This window comes from Embleya sp. NPDC020630 (assembly GCF_044334985.1).
In the GTDB taxonomy this organism is placed as follows: domain Bacteria; phylum Actinomycetota; class Actinomycetes; order Streptomycetales; family Streptomycetaceae; genus Embleya.
This window is the reverse complement of sequence record NZ_JBIRUB010000008.1, coordinates 329,086-349,271: the sequence shown is the minus strand read 5'-3', so window position 1 is coordinate 349,271 and position 20,186 is coordinate 329,086. Positions and strand designations below refer to the sequence as shown.

At 70.5% G+C, this 20,186-nt stretch carries 17 protein-coding genes; 6 read left to right on the top strand and 11 right to left on the bottom strand.

Features of this window, described 5'->3' with window-relative positions:
• Window positions 1-61: 61 nt before the first annotated feature.
• Entirely contained in the window at window positions 62-1,369 is a 1,308-nt protein-coding gene (locus ACH4XV_RS27620; RefSeq protein ID WP_395794286.1) for a TetR/AcrR family transcriptional regulator, read from the bottom strand.
• 248 nt (window positions 1,370-1,617) lie between these two features.
• Between ACH4XV_RS27620 and ACH4XV_RS27615 the strand changes: the two genes are divergently transcribed.
• Window positions 1,618-2,778, top strand: a complete 1,161-nt coding sequence (locus ACH4XV_RS27615; protein WP_395794284.1) for a steroid 3-ketoacyl-CoA thiolase — start codon at window positions 1,618-1,620, stop codon at window positions 2,776-2,778.
• Between the two features lie 93 nt (window positions 2,779-2,871).
• Here the strand turns inward: ACH4XV_RS27615 and ACH4XV_RS27610 are convergent, their stop codons facing one another.
• The 4 genes from ACH4XV_RS27610 to ACH4XV_RS27595 all read right to left on the bottom strand — a co-directional run bounded on the left by ACH4XV_RS27610 (window position 2,872) and on the right by ACH4XV_RS27595 (window position 8,491).
• Window positions 2,872-3,429 carry a lytic transglycosylase domain-containing protein gene (locus ACH4XV_RS27610; protein ID WP_395794282.1) on the bottom strand — a complete coding sequence of 186 codons (558 nt, stop codon included), beginning with the start codon at window positions 3,427-3,429 and terminating at the stop codon, window positions 2,872-2,874.
• Window positions 3,430-4,016: 587 nt separating this feature from the next.
• Window positions 4,017-5,333: a PhoH family protein gene (locus tag ACH4XV_RS27605; RefSeq protein ID WP_379999596.1), complete on the bottom strand. Its 1,317-nt coding sequence runs from the start codon at window positions 5,331-5,333 to the stop codon at window positions 4,017-4,019.
• A gap of 291 nt (window positions 5,334-5,624) precedes the next feature.
• A complete protein-coding gene (locus ACH4XV_RS27600; RefSeq protein WP_078976826.1) occupies window positions 5,625-6,386 on the bottom strand; it encodes an isoprenyl transferase in 762 nt (253 codons plus the stop codon).
• Window positions 6,387-6,688: 302 nt separating this feature from the next.
• Window positions 6,689-8,491 carry a phosphoenolpyruvate carboxykinase (GTP) gene (locus ACH4XV_RS27595; protein WP_395794279.1) on the bottom strand — a complete coding sequence of 601 codons (1,803 nt, stop codon included), beginning with the start codon at window positions 8,489-8,491 and terminating at the stop codon, window positions 6,689-6,691.
• A gap of 245 nt (window positions 8,492-8,736) precedes the next feature.
• Between ACH4XV_RS27595 and ACH4XV_RS27590 the strand changes: the two genes are divergently transcribed.
• The 3 genes from ACH4XV_RS27590 to ACH4XV_RS27580 all read left to right on the top strand — a co-directional run bounded on the left by ACH4XV_RS27590 (window position 8,737) and on the right by ACH4XV_RS27580 (window position 11,800).
• Window positions 8,737-9,402, top strand: a complete 666-nt coding sequence (locus ACH4XV_RS27590) for a hemolysin III family protein (RefSeq protein WP_395794277.1) — start codon at window positions 8,737-8,739, stop codon at window positions 9,400-9,402.
• Between the two features lie 174 nt (window positions 9,403-9,576).
• On the top strand, window positions 9,577-11,199 hold the full coding sequence (locus ACH4XV_RS27585; RefSeq protein WP_395794275.1) for an MFS transporter: 1,623 nt from the start codon (window positions 9,577-9,579) through the stop codon (window positions 11,197-11,199).
• Complete coding sequence (locus ACH4XV_RS27580) at window positions 11,171-11,800, top strand: TetR family transcriptional regulator (protein ID WP_395794273.1); 630 nt, start codon at window positions 11,171-11,173, stop codon at window positions 11,798-11,800. The genes ACH4XV_RS27585 and ACH4XV_RS27580 overlap by 29 nt, the downstream gene beginning before the upstream one ends.
• Before the next feature lie 78 nt (window positions 11,801-11,878).
• Here ACH4XV_RS27580 and ACH4XV_RS27575 read toward each other — a convergent pair whose 3' ends face one another.
• The 3 genes from ACH4XV_RS27575 to mca all read right to left on the bottom strand — a co-directional run bounded on the left by ACH4XV_RS27575 (window position 11,879) and on the right by mca (window position 15,201).
• The gene (locus tag ACH4XV_RS27575) at window positions 11,879-13,942 is read right to left on the bottom strand and encodes a thioredoxin domain-containing protein (RefSeq protein ID WP_395794271.1); all 2,064 of its coding nucleotides are present in this window, start codon (window positions 13,940-13,942) and stop codon (window positions 11,879-11,881) included.
• 37 nt (window positions 13,943-13,979) lie between these two features.
• On the bottom strand, window positions 13,980-14,225 hold the full coding sequence (locus ACH4XV_RS27570) for a hypothetical protein (protein ID WP_395794269.1): 246 nt from the start codon (window positions 14,223-14,225) through the stop codon (window positions 13,980-13,982).
• Window positions 14,226-14,346: 121 nt separating this feature from the next.
• Window positions 14,347-15,201: a mycothiol conjugate amidase Mca gene (gene mca / locus ACH4XV_RS27565; RefSeq protein WP_078976819.1), complete on the bottom strand. Its 855-nt coding sequence runs from the start codon at window positions 15,199-15,201 to the stop codon at window positions 14,347-14,349.
• Window positions 15,202-15,370: 169 nt separating this feature from the next.
• On the opposite strand from mca, the gene ACH4XV_RS27560 reads away from it, so the two are divergent.
• Together ACH4XV_RS27560 and greA are read left to right on the top strand one after the other, a co-directional pair.
• Window positions 15,371-15,757 (top strand): DUF4307 domain-containing protein, encoded by a 387-nt coding sequence (locus ACH4XV_RS27560; protein ID WP_379999581.1) that lies wholly within the window; start codon window positions 15,371-15,373, stop codon window positions 15,755-15,757.
• 341 nt (window positions 15,758-16,098) lie between these two features.
• The gene (greA, locus tag ACH4XV_RS27555) at window positions 16,099-16,596 is read left to right on the top strand and encodes a transcription elongation factor GreA (protein WP_078979433.1); all 498 of its coding nucleotides are present in this window, start codon (window positions 16,099-16,101) and stop codon (window positions 16,594-16,596) included.
• An 84-nt stretch (window positions 16,597-16,680) separates the two neighbouring features.
• On the opposite strand, the gene ACH4XV_RS27550 is transcribed toward greA, so the two are convergent.
• The 3 genes from ACH4XV_RS27550 to ilvA form a co-directional block, all read right to left on the bottom strand.
• Window positions 16,681-17,487 carry an ABC transporter permease gene (locus ACH4XV_RS27550; protein WP_395794266.1) on the bottom strand — a complete coding sequence of 269 codons (807 nt, stop codon included), beginning with the start codon at window positions 17,485-17,487 and terminating at the stop codon, window positions 16,681-16,683.
• Window positions 17,488-17,527: 40 nt separating this feature from the next.
• Window positions 17,528-18,565, bottom strand: a complete 1,038-nt coding sequence (locus ACH4XV_RS27545; protein ID WP_395794264.1) for an ATP-binding cassette domain-containing protein — start codon at window positions 18,563-18,565, stop codon at window positions 17,528-17,530.
• A gap of 359 nt (window positions 18,566-18,924) precedes the next feature.
• Complete coding sequence (gene ilvA / locus ACH4XV_RS27540) at window positions 18,925-20,148, bottom strand: threonine ammonia-lyase (RefSeq protein ID WP_395794262.1); 1,224 nt, start codon at window positions 20,146-20,148, stop codon at window positions 18,925-18,927.
• Window positions 20,149-20,186: the final 38 nt, after the last annotated feature.

Below are 20,186 nucleotides of genomic sequence, written 5' to 3'. Positions count from 1 at the left end.
CACCGGGCCGTCCACCGCAGCCGCGCCGACACCGGCCGCGCACCCGCCCCGATCCCCGCCCTCACGACGCCGCCATCCCCGCCAACGCGACCTCCCGATACAGCCCGACCGCGTCCCGCACGCCCATCCCCCGATAGATCCGGCTCCCGGTCGAGATCGCCGTGCGCAGCACCCGCTGGGTGAACACCGGGTCCAGGTCCGGGTGGAAGTCGCCCGAGCGGATGCCGGCGACCAGCGCCCGGGTCCACGTCTCGGAGACCTTGGCGCGCTGCGCGGCCAGTCGGCACGCGGGCAGCTCGTCGCCGCGCACCTCGTTTATCGCCAGCACCGTCGACACGCCGTGGCACGCGTGCGCCTCCACCGTGTGGCCGATCAGACCGGCCAGTCGCTGGACCGGCTCCGGCCGATCCGCGGCGTCCTTGTCGAAGGCGGTGCGCAGATCGCCGAGGAATTCGCCGAGGAGTTCGCCGAGCAACTGCTCCTTGGAGCCGATGTGATGGGCGAGGCTGCCGACCGGGACACCGGCCAGATCGGCGATCCGGCGCACCGTGGTACCGGCGTACCCGTCCTGTTCGAAGAGCAGGTTGGAGGCGATCCGGATCCGGGTGCGCGCGTCGGTGCGGCGCGGTACCCGGGCCATGCGCCGCTCGGCCTCGACCCGCACGTCGTCGCCGGAGCCGTTGCGGCGCAGCGTGGGCATCGTGTGGCGGGCCGGTCCGAGCAGGGTGCAGATGCGCTGCGACGCGTAGCGTCCGGGCCGGACGATGCCGCGCACGAACAGGTCGACGAGCCGACCGGCGGCGGCGTCGGGGTCGTAGCGCCCGCTCGGCCGATACCACTGGGCCATCCCCCACACCGCCGACTGGAGCATCAGCGACAGCAGTACGGGATGCAGGTCGCGGCGCAGGCTGCCCTCCTCGACGCCGCGCCGCAACACCCGCCCCCACAACGCGGATGCCTCGACGGTGCGATCGGACAGCCACACGAAACTGTCACTCCCGGAGAGCCGACGCGACTCGCCGACGACCACGATCGCCGCGTCGGGGCTGTTGCCGATCACTTCGAGGCTGTCCCGCAGCAACCCGCGCAGGGTCTCGACGGGGGCGTCACCGCGCTCGACGGTGGCGCGCTGCCGGCTCATGATGTCGGCGAAGAAGGAGTCGAGCACCTCGAGCAACATCGCTTCCTTGGACGGGAAGTGGTGGTACAGGCTGCCCGAGAGCATGTCGGCGGACTCGGCGATCTGACGAACCGTCGTGGCGCCGTAGCCGCGCTTGGCGAACAGCGCGCAGGCGTGTCTGATGATCTCCGCGCGTCGATCCGCTCGCGGCTTGATGTGACGCTCCGCACCCGCTCGATCGCTCAACACGAGGCAAGCGTAGTACGCCTGGGATTCCCATGCGGAGTCTCACGTTCCGGTAGTCCCTGCCCGCCCCATCCGCCCCGTCATCGACCACTTCGGCACCCCCGCCGAACTCGTCGGACACCCCCATATCCTTGACTTAGTCATACACCTGGTGCAGGGTGAGATCGGGCTGGTCGGCTCGGGCCGGCAACCCGTCGCCACCGTGGCCCGGCCCCCGGGACCGGCCACTCAGGACTCGCTAGGAGCGACCCATGGGCAATCCCGTCATCGTCGAAGCCGTGCGCACCCCGATCGGCAAGCGCAACGGCCGGCTCGCCGGGCTGCACCCGGTGCAGCTGCTCTCGGCCGTACAGCGCGGGCTGATCGAGCGGGCCGGGATCGACCCCGAGCTGATCGACCAGGTGATCGGCGGCTGCGTCACCCAGGCCGGCGAGCAGTCCGGCGACATCGTCAAGCACGCCTGGCTCTACGCCGGACTGCCGCACCGCACCGGCGGCACCACGATCGACTGCCAGTGCGGATCGGCCCAGCAGTCGGTACACCTGATCGCCGGGCTGATCGCGACCGGCGCCATCGATGCGGGAGTTGCATGCGGCATCGAGTCGATGAGCCGCAACCCGCTCGGCCACACCGCCAAGCCAGGCCAGAAGTCGAAGCCGGAGGACTGGGCGATCGACCTGCCCGACCAGTTCACCGCCGCCGAGCGGATCGCCCGCAACCGGGGCATCACCCGCGCCGACGTGGACGCGCTCGGCGTGCGCTCGCAGGCCAACGCCAAACGTGCCTGGGACGAGGGCCGCTTCACCTCGCAGGTGATCCCGGTCGAGGCCCCGATCCTGGACGCCGAGGGCAACCCCACCGGTGAGACCGCCGTGGTCGACCGCGACCAGGGCCTGCGCGACACCACGATCGAGAGCCTGACCCGGCTCAAGCCCGTCCTGCCCGACGGCATCCACACCGCGGGCAACTCGTCGCAGATCTCCGACGGCGCCGCGGCGCTGCTGATCATGGACGAGGACCGGGCCCGCGCGCTGGGCCTGCGCCCGCGCGCGCGGATCGTCGCGCAGGCGATGGTCGGCGCCGACCCGCACTACCACCTCGACGGCCCGAACGACGCGACCGAGCGGCTGTTCGCCCGCTCGGGGATGACCATGTCCGACATCGACCTGTTCGAGGTCAACGAGGCGTTCGCGTCCGTCGTGCTGTCCTGGGCCCAGGTGCAGAAGGCCGACCTGGACAAGGTCAACGTCAACGGCGGCGCGATCGCGCTCGGCCACCCGGTCGGCTCCACCGGCGGCCGACTGCTGACCACCGCGCTGTACGAACTCGAGCGCACCGACAAGCAGTTCGCGCTGGTGACGATGTGCGCCGGCGGCGCCAACGCGTCGGGCACCATCATCGAACGCATCTGAGACGCCCGCCGCATACGACCGAGCCCCGCGCGCCGAAAGGCGGGCGGGGCTCGGTCGTATGCGGCGGGGCGGGTCGAAAGACCCGCGGGCGGCTCAGTACCAGTTGTGGTTCTGCCAGAACGTCCACGCCTGGCACGGGCTGCCGTAGCGCTCGTTCATGTAGCTCAGGCCCCACTTGATCTGCGTCGCGGGGTTGGTCCGCCAGTCGGCGCCGGCGGAGGCGTACTTGCTCGCGGGCAGCGCCTGCATCAGACCGTACGCGCCGGAGGAGGAGTTGGTGGCGTTGACCCGCCAGCCGCTCTCGCGCTCGACGATGTTGCTGAAGCACGTGTACGAGCTCGCGCTCATCATCGACTTGGCGATCGCCTGGGCGTCGGCGGCGGACGCGGACACCTTCTCCACCGCGCCGCGGTTGTCGGATCGTGCCGCGCGCTCGGCGGCCGCCTTGCGGTCGGCCTCCTTCTGGGCGGCTTCCTTTTCGGCGGCGGCCTTCTCGGCAGCCGCCTTGTCGGCCGCTGCCTTCTCCGCGGCGGCCTTGTCGGCCGCGTCGCGCTCGGCCTTGACCCGGGCGGCCTCTTCGGCCTGCACCCGCTGTGCCTCGTCGTAGGCGGCGGTCTGCGCGTCGGCCTGGTGGGTGATACCGGTGCTCAACTGCTGCGCCGCGGGGGCCGAGGGAACCTCGAGAAGCTTCGTGGTGCTCGCTTCGTCTGCCGTCTGGGCGTCGGCGGACGCGGAAACGCCCGTGCCACTGAATCCGACCACGGCGCCAACGGCCGTGACAGCGGTGGCTGACGCCACGGCTATCCCCCGAACCGAGATCCGGCTCACACACGTTCCTTCCGGCAGGCGTGCACCGCGATCCAAGCGGCGAACGGGTCCAACCTCCGGTCTCCCCCGCCCCCTCGGGGGGCGTTTCGGCCTGCGCGCCTGATCGTTCGCCGGGCGCGTGCCGTGGGTGGCGTACAGCAGGTCATGTGTTGAGTTTTCGGGCCGAGCTGTACGCGGAGGTCTTACAAGTCCAGCAGCCTGCCTCAGCCAAACATCGGGAAGCAAATTTCCCGAGACGTGGCGAACATCACAACTCCGGGAATCGCCAAGCCTTTTCCATTTCGCCGCAGACCGTTTCCACCCGGAATATGCGGACACGTCGAAGCCCCGCCGCCGACGTCTCGAAGCAGTCGAGACGTCGCCGACGGGGCCGGTCGAAGCACTCCCGCGGGGCGTTCACCAGGCATCCGTCAGCCCGGCAGGTCCTCCAGCATCTCGGTCACCAGGGCCGCGATCGGCGAGCGCTCCGATCGGGTCAGCGTCACGTGCGCGAACAGCGGATGCCCCTTCAGCTTCTCCACCACCGCGACCACTCCGTCGTGCCGACCCACCCGCAGGTTGTCCCGCTGGGCGACGTCGTGGGTGAGCACCACCCGCGAATTGCTGCCGATCCGCGACAGCACGGTCAGCAGCACATTGCGCTCCAGGGACTGCGCCTCGTCGACGATCACGAACGCGTCGTGCAGCGAACGCCCGCGGATGTGGGTGAGCGGCAGGACCTCCAACATCCCGCGCGCGACGACCTCCTCGATCACATCCGAGGTGGTCACCGCCGACAACGTGTCGAAGACCGCCTGGGCCCAGGGGCTCATCTTCTCGTTCTCGGTGCCCGGCAGATAGCCGAGTTCCTGACCACCCACCGCGTACAGCGGCCGGAAGACCATCACCTTCCGGTGCTGATTGCGCTCCAGGACCGCCTCCAGGCCCGCGCACATCGCCAGCGCCGACTTGCCGGTGCCGGCCCGGCCGCCCATGGACACGATGCCGATGTCGGGGTCGAGCAACAGATCCAGCGCTATCCGCTGCTCGGCACTGCGCCCGTGCAGACCGAACACGTCGCGATCGCCGCGCACCAGTCGAACCTGCTTGTCGGCGGTGACCCGGCCGAGCGCCTTGCCGCGCTCGGAGACCAGCACGAGACCGGTGTGACAGGGCAGGTCGGCGGCCTGTTCGATGTGTGTGCGGTCGTGCTCGAACAGGGCGTCGATGTCGGCGGAGTCGACCTGGAGTTCGGCCATCCCCGTCCAGCCCGAGGTGTTCACCAGTTCGGCGCGGTACTCCTCCGCGCTCAGCCCCACGGCGGAGGCCTTGACCCGCATCGGGACGTCCTTGGACACCAGCGTCACATCGTGCCCCTCGGCCATGAGGTGCCTGGCCACCGCCAGGATCCGCGAGTCGTTGTCACCCAGCCGGAAGCCGGGCGGCAATACCGTCGCGTCGATGTGATTGAGCTCCACCCGCAGGGTGCCGCCGGACTCGCCGATCGGCACCGGCGCGTCGAGCCGCCCGTACTGCGTACGGAGCTCGTCGAGCATCCGCAGCGCGTGCCGGGCGAAGTAGCCCAGCTCCGGGTGGTGCCGCTTGGCCTCCAACTCGGTGATCACGACGACGGGCAGAACCACCTCGTGCTCGTCGAACTTCAAGAGCGCCGACGGATCGGCAAGGAGCACGCTGGTGTCGAGGACATACGTCCGGTGCTGCGGAGCACGGCGTTGGATCGTGGCCACGGAGTGCCTCGCCCCCTCTCAGGGCACGCGCACCGTGCGCCCTGATCGCTCGGAGTCCGGGCCCCGGCCCGAAGGCCGGGTGCCCGACCCTCCTGTCGCCGTGAACAGTGGAGCTTGAAGTGCACGGAAGGGCCTCCCGGGCAGGTGACGGGGTGTCACCCACATATCGCACCGGCCCACATGATGTGCGCCGGCCCGACGGGGTTATGCCCGGCCGCGGGGGGTCCAACACAAACCGGATGATCACACACCGGTGGAACCCCTGGCTCCGACAAGCCCGGTGACGAGGCGTCAGGCCCCGTAGCGGCGATGGCGGGCGGAGTAGTCGCGCAACGCCCGGAGAAAGTCGACTTTTCGGAAGTCCGGCCAGAAGGCCTCGCAGAAGTAGAACTCCGAATGCGCACTCTGCCACAACAGGAAGCCGGACAACCGCTGTTCACCCGAGGTTCGGATGACCAGGTCCGGATCGGGCTGCCCGCGCGTGTACAGGTGCTCCGCGATGTGCTCGACGTCGAGCACCTCGGCCAACTCCTCGATCGAGGTGCCCTTGCCGGCGTGCTCGACCAGCAGCGAGCGCACCGCGTCGGCGATCTCGTGCCGACCGCCGTAGCCGACCGCGACGTTGACGAAGACGCCGGTCAGGTCGGCGGTCTCGGCCTCGGATCGCTTGAGTACCTCGCGCGTGTGTTCGGGCAGCAGGTCGAGCGCGCCCACCGGGTGCACCCGCCAGCGCCGCGCGGCGGCCAGGTCGGTGACCGCGTTCTCGATGATCACCATCAGGTCGGCCAGCTCGTCGGGCGGCCGGTTGAGGTTGTCGGTGGACAGCAGCCACAGGGTGACCACCTCGACACCGACCTCTTCACACCAGGTGAGCAGCTCGTGGATCTTGTCGGCGCCCTTGCGGTGCCCCTCGGCGACCTGCTCGCCGTACGCCTTCGCCCAACGGCGGTTGCCGTCGAGGATGACGCCGACGTGACGCGGTATCACCGTACGGTCGAGCGACGCCTCGATGCGCTTGCCGTACGCGCCGTATGCGAGGTCCCGCAGGCCCATGTCCACCTGCTCCTCCGTCCGTGATCACCCGCGCCGAAAACCCTACTCCCGTCCGACGCCCGCTCGATCTCACGCGGCGGAGGAGGGGCGTGAAGATGCGGTGAAGGTCGGCCCGCGCACGGCGTGTCGCGCCACGACACGCGCTTCGGGGCCGGCCGGGTCCCGGCCAGGGAAGGAACCGGTCGAAACGCCGAGGGCCCGGCGGGAGGAGATCCCGCCGGGCCCGGAGCGTACCGGTATTTTGACGTCGAGTCAGCTCACCCCTCGGCGTACCGTCCGCTCGATGTCGGCGCGGGGCCGGCTCAGCCGTCGAGTCGCGCGACCAGCTTGTTGTACTCGTCCCACAGGCCCTGCGGGGTGTGGGTGCCGAACTTCTCCAGGTGCTCGGGGACCAGTGCGGCCTCCTGCTTCCAGATCTCCCGGTCCACGCTCAGCAGCAGGTCCAGGTCCGCGTCGCTCAGGTCCAGGCCCTTGAGGTCCAGCGATTCGCGCGTGGGCAGTACGCCGATCGGGGTGTCCACGCCGTCGGCGAGCCCTTCCAGGCGCTCGACGATCCACTTGAGCACCCGGCTGTTCTCGCCGAAGCCCGGCCACACGAACTTGCCGTCCGCGTCCTTGCGGAACCAGTTCACGTAGTAGATCTTCGGCAGCTTGTCGGCCGAGGTCGCCCGGCCGATGTCCAGCCAGTGCGCCATGTAGTCGCCCATGTTGTAGCCGCAGAACGGCAACATCGCGAACGGGTCGCGGCGCAGCTCGCCGACCGTGCCCTCGGCGGCGGCGGTCTTCTCCGAGGCGACGTTCGCGCCGAGGAAGACACCGTGCTGCCAGTCGAAGGACTCGGTCACCAGCGGCACCGCGCTGGCCCGGCGGCCACCGAAGAGGATCGCCGAGATCGGCACGCCCTTCGGGTCCTCCCACTCCGGCGCGATCGTCGGGCACTGGGCGGCCGGGACGGTGAAGCGCGCGTTGGGGTGGGCGGCGGGGGTCTCCGACTCGGGCGTCCAGTCGTTGCCCTTCCAGTCGATCAGGTGGGCCGGCGGCTCCTCCGTCATGCCCTCCCACCAGACGTCGTTGTCGTCGGTGAGCGCGACGTTGGTGAAGACCGAGTTGCCCCACATGGTCTTCATCGCGTTGGCGTTGGTGTGCTCGCCGGTGCCCGGCGCGACCCCGAAGAAGCCCGCCTCGGGGTTGATCGCGTAGAGCCGGCCGTCCTCGCCGAACCGCATCCACGCGATGTCGTCGCCGACGGTCTCCACGGTCCAGCCCGGAATGGTCGGCTGGAGCATCGCGAGGTTGGTCTTGCCACACGCGGAGGGGAAGGCGGCGGCGATGAACTTCGGCTCGGCGCCCGAGGGAGGCGTGAGCTTCAGGATCAGCATGTGCTCGGCCATCCAGCCCTCGTCGCGCGCCATGACCGACGCGATCCGGAGCGCGTAGCACTTCTTGCCGAGCAGGGCGTTGCCGCCGTAGCCCGAGCCGAAGGACCAGATCTCCCGGTCCTCGGGGAAGTGCGTGATGTACTTCTCCGTGTTGCACGGCCACGGCACATCCGCCTCGCCCTCGGCGAGCGGTGCCCCGACGGTGTGCACGGCCTTGACGAACTCGCCGTCGGTACCCAGGTAGTCCAGGACCGCCTGCCCCATGCGGGTCATCGTGCGCATCGACACCGCGACGTAGGCGGAGTCGGTGATCTCGACGCCGTAGGCGGCCAGCGGCGAGCCGACCGGACCCATGCAGAACGGCACCACGTACATCGTGCGACCACGCATCGAACCGGCGAACAGCCCGTCGAGCTTGGTGCGCATCTCGGCCGGGGCTATCCAGTTGTTGGTCGGACCCGCGTCCTCCTCCTTTTCGGAGCAGATGAAGGTCCGGTCCTCGACACGCGCGACGTCCCGAGGGTCGGACGTCGCGTAGTAGCTGTTGGGGCGCTTGTTCTCGTCGAGCTTGCGGAAGGTGCCCTTCTCGACGAGGAGGTCGGCGAGGCGCTGGTACTCCTCTTCCGAACCGTCACACCATTCGATTCGGTCGGGCTGGGTCAGCCGGGCGATCTCGCTCACCCAGTCGAGCAGCTGCCTGTGTTTCGTCGGGACCTCGTTGGCCACGATCGCTCCATTTCGCGCCCGGGACGGCGAGTCCCCGGCGTCGGGTTGAGGGTTGCGGGGATTTTATCCGGTCGGTCGAACACGGAACCGCCCGGGATCGGGCCCCCACCTGGAAGTTGTGCCCCGTCCCGGACCGAAAACCCCAAAGACGTGCGCTTTCGCGCCCCCCCGGGACAAGATCTCCCGTGATGCGTCTCACTACGTACTTGCCGGTAACCTACGTCTGCGTAAGTACACTCGGGCCCATGAGTGTGGACGCGCATGGCTTCACGGCGCCCTTGTCGCCCATCAAACCCAGGCTCCGCGGATGGATCCACGCGGGCACCTTTCCGCTGGCGGTGGCCGCGGGCATAGTCCTGGTCGCGCTGTCCGACGACACCAAATCCCGCGTCGCGTGCGGCGTGTTCGCACTGACCGCGGCGATGCTCTTCGGCACGTCGGGGGTATACCACCGCGGCAACTGGGGGCCGCGCGGCGAGGCGGTGTTGCGACGCCTCGACCACGCCAACATCTTCCTGATCATCGCGGGCACCTACACCCCGTTGACCATCCTATTGTTGGGCAAAAGCGACCAAATACTGCTGTGGGCGGTGTGGATCGGGGCCCTCGCCGGCATCGGATTCCGGGTCTTCTGGATCGGTGCGCCCCGCTGGCTCTACACCCCGATCTATGTCGTGCTCGGCTGGGCGGCGGTGTTCTACCTGCCCGAGTTCATGCGCGAGGGCGGCGTCGCGGTGGTGGTCCTGGTGATCGTCGGCGGCGTGCTCTACAGCCTCGGCGCGGTGGTCTACGGGATCAAGCGGCCCAACCCGTCGCCGCAGTGGTTCGGCTTCCACGAGGTCTTCCACGCCTTCACGCTGCTCGCGTTCGCGAGCCACTTCATCGCCGTCGCGCTGGTCGCGCTGCGCTGACCCGACCCACACTCTTCGGCCCGAAGGCCCGCCGCTCCCACGGGAGTTGCGGGCCTTCGGGCTTTTCCGGATTTTCCCCCGAGCTTGGGCTGCCCTTTGCCGAAAAAAGTGACTGCCACTGACTTTTGAAAGCTACTGTCATAAAGTAGTAGCACTCAATAGGAGGTGGCTGTCATGGACGCGACGACGGGCAAGCCGACCCGCACGACCGAGGCCGAGGGGCCGCCGGACCCCAGGCGATGGTGGGCGTTGGGGGCGCTGGTGATCGGCCTCCTGGTGGTCGGCCTGGACACCACGATCATCAACGTGGCGATGCCGACGATGAGCGATCGATTGGGCGCGAGCACGGGCGATCTCCAGTGGATCGCCGACTCCTACATCGTGGTGTTCGCGGCGCTGATGCTCCCGGCCGGACTGATCGGCGACCGCTACGGCCGGCGGCGCTTCCTGCTGGTCGGGCTCACCGTGTTCGGCGTCGGCTCGGTGGTCGGCGCGCTCGTCGGCTCGGTCGAGGGGGTGATCGCGGCCCGCGCGCTGATGGGCGTCGGTGGCGCGTTCATCATGCCGCTGTCGTTGTCCATCCTGCCCTCGCTCTTCCCCGCCGCCGAGCGTGGCCGGGCGATCTCGATCTGGGCCTCGAGCACGGCGCTGGGCATCCCGCTCGGACCGATCCTGGGCGGGCTGCTCCTGGAGCACTTCTGGTGGGGCTCGGTGTTCCTGATCAACATCCCGATGGTCGGGCTCGCCCTGCTGGTCTGCGGGTTCCTGCTGCCGGTCTCCCGCTCCGCCGACGCGCCCCGGGTGGACGTCGCGGTCACGGTCCTGGTGACCGCCGCGCTGACCACGCTGATCTTCGCGGTGATCCAGGCGCCCGAGTGGGGCTGGGGCGACACGCGGGTGCTCACCCTGTTCGGCGCGGCGGCACTGCTCGCGGCGAGCGTGGCGGTACGCGAGAGCCGGGCCCGGCAGCCGATGATCGACTTCGGGCTCTTCCGCGACCGCAACTTCCTGTGGGCCACGATCTCCGCGCTGGTGCCGTCCTTCGCCATGTCGGGCGTGCTGTTCCTGGTCCCGCAGCGGTTCCAGGGCGTCGACGGAAGCAGTGCGCTGGGCACCGGGCTGCGGCTGTTGCCGCTGCTCGGCGGGCTGTTCGTGACCGCGCCGGCCGGCGACAGGGTCACGCCGCGCTTGGGCTACAAGGTGGTCATCCCCGGCGGGATGTTCCTGCTCGGCTGCGGACTGCTCCTGGGCGCGACCGGCTCGGCCGACGACGGCTACGGGTGGACGGCCTGCTGGCTGGTGTTGACGGGGATGGGCCTGGGGTTGTCCCTGGTGCCCGCGATGGACGCGGTGATGGCGGGCGTCGCGCCGGAGCGGGCCGGGATGGGGTCGGCCCTGGTGCAGACGCTGCGCCAGGTCGCGGGCGCGCTCGGGGTGGCCATCCTGGGCAGCGTGCTCGCGTCGGCCTACGTGGACCGGATCGACACGGGCGGGCGTCCCGGCCCGGTCGCCGACACCGCGCGCGAGTCGATCGGCGGCGCGGCGAAGGTGGCCGGCCACGGCGCCGACCCCGCGCTGCTCGACTCGGCCCGCGACGCGTTCGTGCACGGCATGGACCTGAGCCTGCTGATCTGCGGCGTCACCGCGCTTGTGCTGGCCGCCGCGGTGGCGGTCTTCCTGCCTCGCCGCGCCGCGACGACCCCGGCTCCGACGGACGGCGCGAGTGGACCGGGAGCAGTCGGTGCGGCCGGACCGGGAGAATCGGAGCATGACCGCGAAGGAGTCCTCCATCCCTGACCTGCCCGTCGCCCCCGCGGGGCTGCGCGAGCGCAAGAAGATCAAGACCCGGCGGGCGATCCGCCGCGAGGCCTATCGGCTCTTTCGCGAGCACGGCTACGACGCGACCACCGTGGACCAGATCGCCGAGGCCGCGGAGATCTCGCCGAGCACCTTCTTCCGCTACTTCCCGAGCAAGGAGGACGTCGTGCTCACCGACGAGTACGACCCGATGCTCGTGGAGATCCTGCGCAGCGCCCCCGAGGGCACCAGCCTGATCCGGATCGTGCGCAGCGGCGTGGTGGACGCGCTGCGGCGGATCATGCGCGAGGAGGGCGAGGAGATGATCACCCGGATGTCGCTCGTGGTCGGCGTGCCGGCGCTGCGGCGGCGCAGCTACGAACAGCAGATCGAGACGTGGCGGCTGATGGCCGAGACGTACGCCGCCCGGACCGGACGCTCGGCGCAGGACTTCGACCTCCGGGTGGCCGTCTCCTCGATCAACGCGGCGATGGCGGACGCGATCTTGACCTGGGCGGAGGGCGGCTGCGTCGGGGATCCGGCGGTGCTGGTGGACCGGGCGCTGGGGATCCTGGAGGCGGGGTTGCGGGAGGGGCCGTGACGGGGTCGGGGCGGGCTCGGGCCGGGTGGGCCCGGGCCCGGTGGTCGGGCCCTGGCGGGTGGGTTCAGGCGGGTGGGTTCAGGCTCGGGCGACCGCCTTGGCCAGGACCTGGTCGGCCAGTTGCTCGGGGTCGGTCACCGGCGCGTCGCAGGTGAAGTGCCGGCACACGTACGCCGCCGGCCTGCCGCCCACCGGCGTGCGGTCGCGCAGCAGCGGCACCGGCGGGTCCTCGGCCGGGTCGCCCATCGCGACCACGGCGCCGGGCGCGGTGGTCATCAGCGCGGTCAGGTAGAGCGCCCAGGTCGCGTCGTCGTCGCGCGGGCCGACCACGGCGATCTCGCGCGGGCCGTCCAGCCACGCCTCGGCGACCGCCAGGCCCCAGCCGATCCCGCGCGGCGCCTGGGCCGCCAGCACCCGGACCACGCCGAGCGCGCGTCCGGCGGCCTCGCGGTGTTCGGCCGAGCCCAGATACGCCGCGTAGCCGAGCAGGGCGCCGGCCGCGCCCGTCCAGCCCGAGGGGGTGACCCCGTCGGTGGGGTCCTGCGGTCGGCGGAACAGCTCCTCCGCGTCGTCGGCGGTGTCGTACAGCGCGCCGTCCTCGTCCACGAAGTGGCCCAGGATCACGTCCACGAGCACCCCGGCGAAGGTCAGCCACGCGTCGTCGGCGGTCACCGCGTACAGCGCCAGGAACCCCTCGGCCACGTCCGCGTAGTCCTCCAGGACCCCGGCGTTCGGCCCGGGCAGGCCGTCGCGCGAGGTGCGCACCAGGCGGTCGCCCAGCTCGTCGTCCTCGTCGCCGCCCAGGTGCACCGCGATCAGCAGGTCGGCCGCCGCGAGCGCGGCGTCGAGCAGGTCCGGGCGGGAGAACAGGGTGCCGGCCTCGGCCAGCGCGGCGATGGTGAGCCCGTTCCACGCGGCCACGACCTTGTCGTCGCGCCCCGGCCGCGCCCGCTTCCCGCGCGCGGCCGACAACCTCGCCCGTACGTCGGTCAGGCGTTCGAAGTCCTCGGGGTCGTCAGCCAGTTGCAGCACCGACCGGCCGTGCTCGAAGGTGCCCTCCTCGGTCACCCCGAACACCTCGGCGGCCCACGCGCCGTCCTCGGCGCCCAGCACCTCGACCAGCTCGGCCGGGGTCCACACGTAGAACGCGCCCTCCACGGAGTGGCCCTCGGCGTCCGCGCTGTCCGCGTCCAGCGCGGAGGCGAACGCACCCTCGGGAGTGCGCAGTTCGCGCACCACGAAGTCGGCGGTCTGCAACGCGATCCGGCGGGCGAACTCGCTGCCCGTGGCCCGCCACAGGTGGGTGTAGACCCGGATCAGCTGGGCGTTGTCGTAGAGCATCTTCTCGAAGTGCGGCACCACCCACGCCTCGTCCACCGAGTAGCGCGCGAACCCGCCGCCGAGCTGGTCGTAGAGGCCGCCGCGGGCCATCGCCTCGCAGGTCTCCTGGACGATGCCCAGGGCCGCCTCGGACTCGGTCCTGGCGTGGTGGCGCAGCAGGAATTCGAGCACCATCGACGGCGGGAACTTGGGCGCGTGGCCGAAGCCGCCGTGCGCGGTGTCGTAGTCGTGCGCGAGCAGGGTCAGCGCCGCGTCCAGCTCCTCGGCGGTCGGCGCCGCGCCGTCGGTGTACAACGCGCGGGGGGCGGCCAGGGAGGTGGCGATCTGGGTGCCGGTGCGGCGCACCTCGTCGTTGCGGTCCTTCCAGGCGACCTTGACCGCGTGCAGCAGTTGGCGGAACGAGGGCATGCCCTGGCGGGCCTCGTTCGGGTAGTAGGTGCCGCAGTGGAACGGCTCGCCGTCGGGGGTGGCGAACACGGTCATCGGCCAGCCGCCCTGGCCGCCGTTCAGCGCGACCGTGGCCTCCATGTAGACCGCGTCCACGTCCGGACGTTCCTCGCGGTCGACCTTGATCGCCACGAAGTCGGCGTTGACGATCGCGGCGGTGGCCTCGTCCTCGAAGGACTCGTGGGCCATCACGTGACACCAGTGGCAGGCGCTGTACCCCACGCTGAGCAGGATCGGCACATCCCGCCGACGCGCCTCCGCGAACGCCTCCTCACCCCAAGGCCACCACTCGACGGGATTGTCGGCGTGCTGCAACAGGTAGGGCGACGTGGACCCGACGAGACGATTCGGCATGGCGCCATCCTCGCAGGGCCGCCGCGCGCGGGAGTGCTCAGGCGACGGGCGCGCCGTTGTCTTCCTTCTTCTGCGCCGCGTCGGTCGGCGCCGCGTCGGTCTCGGCGGGCTTGCCGCTCTCGGCGGGCTTGCCGCTCTCGTCGAAGTCCACTCGCTTGAGCCGCGTGTTCATCGACTTCAGCAGCAGCCACGTGGCGACCGCCAGGAACGCGACCACCACGAATCCGAGCAGGCCGGGCGTGACCTTGCTTTCCTCGACCGCGAGCTGGACCGCGAGCGACATGACGAACTACCTCCTGGATCGGAACCCCTCGGTGTCAAGAGTGACATCCGATCGCCGGAACGTATGCACCGAGGGCCCGGAAAGTCGCTCCCGGGCCCTCGCGCGTATCGATCGCCGCCGCCTACCGGCGCACGCCCACCCGCACACCCGCGAACAGGTCGTCCTCGGGCAGGTCGGTGTCCACCAGCGACCGCACCAGCTCGTAGTCCTCGGTCGGCCACACCTCGCGCTGTACCGAGATCGGCACGCGGAACCAGAAGCCGTCCGGGTCCACCTGGGTGGCGTGCGCGATCAACGCCCGGTCCCGGGTCTCGAACCAGTCGGCGCACGGCACACGCGTGGTGATGTCGCGCTCGTCCCGGTCGCCCCAGCGCTCCAGCCATTCGCCGTAGGGGGACTCCAGGCCGCGCTTTTGCATGCCCTCGTGCAGCGCCTCGATCCGCGCCCGGGAGATGCCCTGGTTGTAGTACAGCTTCAGCGGCTGCCACGGCTCGCCGGCGCCCGGGTAGGCGTCCGGGTCGCCCGCGGCGTCGAACGCCACCATGGTGATCTTGTGCGTCTGGATGTGGTCCGGGTGCGGGTAGCCGCCGTTCTCGTCGTACGTGGTGATCACGTGCGGACGGAACTCGCGGATCAGCCGGACCAGCGGCTCGGCCGCCTTGTCCACGTCGAGGAGCGCGAAGCAGCCCTCGGGGAGCGGCGGCAGCGGGTCTCCCTCGGGCAGTCCCGAGTCCTCCCAGCCCAGCCAGGCCTGCTCCACGCCCAGGATCTCGCGGGCCGCGTCCATCTCCTTGCGGCGCACCTCGTGGATGTTCGCCTCGATCTCCGGGTCGCCCTGGAGGGCGGGGTTCAGTACCGAGCCGCGTTCGCCGCCGGTACAGGTCGCGACGAGGACCTCGGCCCCCTCGGCGACATAGCGGGCCATCGTGGCCGCGCCCTTGCTCGACTCGTCGTCGGGGTGCGCGTGCACCGCCATCAGCCTCAGTCGATCGTCACTCACCGGAACGTCGCTCCTCATCCGTGCCCCGTGTCCCAGCCGCCGGGTGAACCGCCGGAACCTGTAGAGGGCCGCTCTTGCACCCGACATATAGTGGCCGATAGATCTCGCCCGGGCGCAAACCCGGGCCCGTCCCGCAGGAGACCCGGTGAGCGCAACGCCCGTCACCCGCTACGGCAAGGGCGCCACCCGAAGCGATCGCAAACTGCGGATCGCGTTCGCGGTCTTCATGGTCGTGCTCGTGGCCGGGACGGTGTGGATCGGCCTCGATGTGGCGAACCCCGGCGTGCGCGGGTCTATTCCGAGCTTTCGGGTGACCTCGGATTCCTCGGTGGAGGCCCGGGTCGAGATCCGCAAGGACGCCGACAAGGAAGCCGTCTGCGTACTGCGCTCGCGCGATCGCGACGGCGCCGAGGTCGGTCGCCGCGAACTGCGGTTCGCCAAGGGCGAGAAGCACATCGAGCGCACCGAGACGTTGCAGACGGCGGGCAAGCCGAACACCGCCGAGCTGGAGAACTGTCACACCGTCGGTTGATTGACGCGGCTCCCGCCGCACCGACCGATGTCCTCCGCCGCGCCCGCGGGCGTCCCGTACCGCAACCGACGGCATCCCCGCCGCACCCGCCGGTGTCGCATGTCACCCGGGCTCGGGTGACTGCCCCGGACGGCGGGAGATTGTTACTCTCGAAGCTTCGTCCCCTCACGACCCGAGGTGTTCACACCGCGGACGGTGAGGGGGCGCTGGTATATGTGACCCCCTCCGCCGCCGGGGCCCGCCCGGGCGGCGCGGGGGTCGCGTGTACCTCTTTCGTACGCATCGTGTATTTCGTACGCACCGTGTACGCACCCCCGTCGCAAACCTACGAGGAGCACCCCGTGACCCAGACCAGCGAAAGCGTCACCTGGCTCACCCAGGAGGCGTACGACCGGCTGAAGGCCGAGCTGGAAGACCTGTCGGGTCCCGGCCGTGCCGAGATCGCCGTGAAGATCGAAGAGGCCCGCCAGGAAGGCGACCTCAAGGAGAACGCGGGCTACCACGCGGCCAAGGAGGAGCAGGGCAAGCAGGAGTTGCGCATTCGCCAGCTCATCGGCCTGCTCCAGAACGCCAAGGTCGGCGAGGCGCCCGCGGACGACGGCGTCGTCGAGCCCGGCATGGTCGTGACCGTCGTCTTCGACGGTGACAAGGACGACCCCACCACCTTCCTGCTCGGCTCGCGCGAGGACGCCGTGACCGACATCGAGGTGTACTCGCCCCAGTCCCCGCTGGGCAAGGCGATCAACGGCAAGACCATCGGCCACCAGGCCACCTTCGCGCTGCCGAACGGCAAGACCACCAGTGTCGAGGTCGTGGACGCCAAGCCCTACCGGGGCTGAGCACCGACGCGACACGGCCCGGCCCCCCGCGCGGGGGGCCGGGCCGGCCGTGTTTTCGAGGGTGTGCGGCGCTCGGCCCCGGGGTCAGGAGACCGCGGACCGGTACTTGCGCACCGCCAGCGTGCGGAACAGCGCGACGATCACCACGGACCACAGCAGCGAGGCCCACACCGGGTGCTGCATCGGCCAGGCGTCGGACTGCACGACGCCCGGCGAGCCGAACAACACGCGCGCGGCCTGCACCGTGGCGCTGAACGGGTTCCAGTCGGCGATGTGTCGCACCCAGGGCGTCATCTGCGACGAGTCCACGAAGGCGTTCGAGATGAACGTGACCGGGAACAGCCAGATGATCCCGCCCGAGGTCGCCGCCTCCGGGGTACGCACCGACAGACCGATCAGCGCGCCGATCCAGGTGAACGCGTAGCCCAGAAGGAGCAGCAGGCCGAAGCCCGCCAGGATGCGCGCGGCGTTGGTCGGCTCGGCCGAGCCGGTCCGCCACCCCACGAGCAGTGCGACGGCCGCGAGGATGACCAGCGTCAGGGCCGTCTGCACGAGGTCGGCGACGGTGCGGCCGGTCAGTACGGCACCACGCGCCATCGGCAACGACCGGAACCGGTCCATCAGCCCCTTCTGCGCGTCGTCCGCGATGCCGGCCGCCGAGCCCGCCGTGGCGAAGGTGACGGTCTGCGCGAAGATGCCCGGCATCAGGAAGTCCTTGTAGACGTCCGGGTCGGTGGTATCGCCGATCTTCATCGAGCCACCGAAGACGTACGTGAACAGCACCACGAACATCACCGGTTGGATGATCCCGAACAGGACCATCTCGGGGATCCGGGTCATCCGGATCAGGTTCCTGCGCGCGATGACCCAGGAATCGGCCACCATGCTCATGCGACGCACCCCTCTCCGAACGCCTTGGTCGGCCCGGCCATCAGCTCTTCACCGCCTTGCCGCGACCGCGCTGCGGACCGGCCTCGTTCTCGTCCGTGTCGGCTTCGCCGTCGGCGTCGTCGGTGTTGCCGTCCTCGGTTTCCAGCGCGTGTCCCGTGAGGGTGATGAACACGTCGTCGAGGGTGGGTCGACGCAGCCCGATGTCGTCGATCTCGATGCCGCGTGCGTCCAGTTCGCGGATGACCTCGGCGAGCAGTTTGGCGCCGCCTATGACCGGGACGGTGATCCGGCGCTGGAGCTTGACCACGCCCAGCTCGCCCTTGCCGAACCCGGCCAGCATCTCGGTGGCTTCGGTCAGTCGTTCCTCGTCGTGCACGACCACCTCGACCCGCTCGCCGCCGACCCTGGCCTTGAGCTCGTCGGCCGTGCCGCGCGCGATCACCTTGCCGTGGTCGACCACCGCGATGTCGTGCGCGAGGTGGTCGGCCTCCTCCAGGTACTGCGTGGTCAGCAGCAGCGTGGTGCCATCGGAGACCAGGTTCTCGATCACCCGCCACAGCGCCATGCGGTTGCGCGGGTCGAGGCCGGTGGTCGGCTCGTCCATGAACATCACCGGCGGGCTGACCACCAGGGCCGCCGCCAGGTCGAGCCTGCGGCGCATCCCGCCGGAGTAGGTCTTGGCGGGCCGATCGCCCGCGTCGGCCAAGTCGAACTGGGCCAGCAACTCGTCGGCGCGACGCTTGGCGTCGCGCCCGCTCAGCTGGTACAACTCGCCGACCATCCGCAGGTTCTCCCGGCCGGTCAGGTATTCGTCCACGGCGGCGAACTGCCCGGACAGACCGATCGAGCGGCGGACCTCGTTGGGGTTCTTGAGCACGTCGTGACCGGCCACCACGGCTCGCCCCGAGTCGGGTTTGAGCAGTGTGGTCAGTACGCGTACGCATGTCGTCTTGCCTGCGCCGTTCGGGCCGAGCAGACCGAGGACGGTGCCGGTGGGCACACTCACGTCCACGCCGTCGAGTGCTCGGACCGAGCCGAAGGTCTTGACGAGACCTTCGGCGACGATCGCTTCCTGCATGTCGGTGGATCACTCCTCGTGCGGGTGGGGCAGGGGGTGGGGCCGCGGTCGGATGGATCGATTCGGATCTCCACCATGCGCCCGGACGCGGTGAGTGTGCGACCGCATTTCACCGGCGGCGCGACTCCGGGTGACCGACCGACGGCGCTCGCGTCATCGGTCGGTCGCATCGATCGCGCCGACCCGGTCCCGGTCCCGCACGGCCGCGTCCTCCGTGGGCGGGCATGGCTCGTGCGTCGAGCCAAGCACATGGCACCGACAATCGACGCGCCCGCACGCCGAGAGGGGGCGCGGGCATGCCTGTTCGGCGGTCGGGGCGTCGTGCCCGGAGGCGGCTTCGGCCCGTCCCTGCCTCGCGGTCAGCTCTTGCTGACCGTATAGCCCGCGCCGTACAGCGCCTCCACCACGGCCGCGCAGTGGCTGCGGCCCTTGGTCTCCAGTTGCAGGTCCACGTCCGCTTCGCCGACGCGCAGCGTGGCGTCGGTGCGTACGTGCGACACCGCCGCGATGTTGGCGTCGGTCTCGGCCAACCGACCGAGCAGGGTGGCCAACGCGCCCGGGCTGTCGGGGATCCGCACGCGCAGTGAGAGGTAGCGGCCGGCCGAGGCCAGGCCGTGCCGCAGTACCCGCAACATCAGCAGTGGGTCCACATTGCCCCCGGACAACACCGCGACCACCGGGCCCTCGATCGGCTCGCCGACCTCGAGCAGCGCCGCCACCGACGCGGCGCCGGCCGGTTCGACCACCAGCTTGGCCCGCTCCATGCACAGCAGCAGCGCCTGGGACAGGGACTCCTCGCCGACGGTCCGGATCGCGTCGGTGTACTCGCGGATCAGCGCGAAGGGCACCTCGCCGGGGCGGCCGACCGCGATCCCGTCGGCCATCGTGCCGAACGAGGGCAGCGACACGGGGGCGCCGGCGGCGAGCGAGGGCGGGTAGGCGGCGGCGGACGCGGCCTGTACGCCGATCACCTTGACATCGGGGCGAAGTGCCTTGACGGCCACAGAGATTCCGGCCAGCAGGCCGCCGCCGCCGGTGCCCACGAGGATGGTCTTGACATCGGGGCACTGCTCCAGGATCTCCAGGCCCACGGTGCCCTGGCCGGCCACCACGTCGCGGTGGTCGAACGGGTGGATGAACACCGCGCCGGTCTCGTCCGCGTGGGCGCGCGCGGCGGCGAGCGCGTGTTCGACGTTGTCCCCGCCGAGGATCACCTCGGCGCCGTAGGAGCGGGTCGCGGCGACCTTGGGCAGCGGCGCGCCGGCCGGCATGAACACGGTGGACGCGACACCGAGGGTACGGGCCGCGAGCGCGACGCCCTGCGCGTGGTTGCCGGCGCTGGCGGCGACCACGCCCCGGGCCCGCTCGGCCTCGGACAGTCCCGCGATCCGCACGTAGGCGCCGCGAATCTTGAACGACCCGGTGCGCTGGAGGTTCTCGCACTTGAGATGGACGGGTGTGCCGACCCGATCGGTCAGCGCCCGACAGGACCGCATCGGCGTCTCGCGGACGACACTTTCCAACATCTTCCGCGCGAGGCGGATGTCATGGAGATTCACCACGTCCGAGGCAGGGCTGCTCATACGCCGAGTGTCGCACCAACCGACCCTGCCCCCGCGCC

Bases quoted from the DNA above. Each gene is read 5' to 3' on its own strand.
- ACH4XV_RS27600 (WP_078976826.1), bottom strand. From the start codon at position 6,386: ATGGGCCTGCGGGACCTCGCATACGGCGCGTACGGCAAGCGCATCGAG.
- ACH4XV_RS27580 (WP_395794273.1), top strand. From the start codon at position 11,171: ATGACCGCGAAGGAGTCCTCCATCCCTGACCTGCCCGTCGCCCCCGCG.
- ACH4XV_RS27570 (WP_395794269.1), bottom strand. From the start codon at position 14,225: ATGTCGCTCGCGGTCCAGCTCGCGGTCGAGGAAAGCAAGGTCACGCCC.
- ACH4XV_RS27550 (WP_395794266.1), bottom strand. From the start codon at position 17,487: ATGAGCATGGTGGCCGATTCCTGGGTCATCGCGCGCAGGAACCTGATC.
- ACH4XV_RS27585 (WP_395794275.1), top strand. From the start codon at position 9,577: ATGGACGCGACGACGGGCAAGCCGACCCGCACGACCGAGGCCGAGGGG.
- ilvA (WP_395794262.1), bottom strand. From the start codon at position 20,148: ATGAGCAGCCCTGCCTCGGACGTGGTGAATCTCCATGACATCCGCCTC.
- ACH4XV_RS27615 (WP_395794284.1), top strand. From the start codon at position 1,618: ATGGGCAATCCCGTCATCGTCGAAGCCGTGCGCACCCCGATCGGCAAG.
- ACH4XV_RS27590 (WP_395794277.1), top strand. From the start codon at position 8,737: ATGAGTGTGGACGCGCATGGCTTCACGGCGCCCTTGTCGCCCATCAAA.
- mca (WP_078976819.1), bottom strand. From the start codon at position 15,201: ATGGCGGTGCACGCGCACCCCGACGACGAGTCGAGCAAGGGCGCGGCC.
- ACH4XV_RS27545 (WP_395794264.1), bottom strand. From the start codon at position 18,565: ATGCAGGAAGCGATCGTCGCCGAAGGTCTCGTCAAGACCTTCGGCTCG.
- ACH4XV_RS27575 (WP_395794271.1), bottom strand. From the start codon at position 13,942: ATGCCGAATCGTCTCGTCGGGTCCACGTCGCCCTACCTGTTGCAGCAC.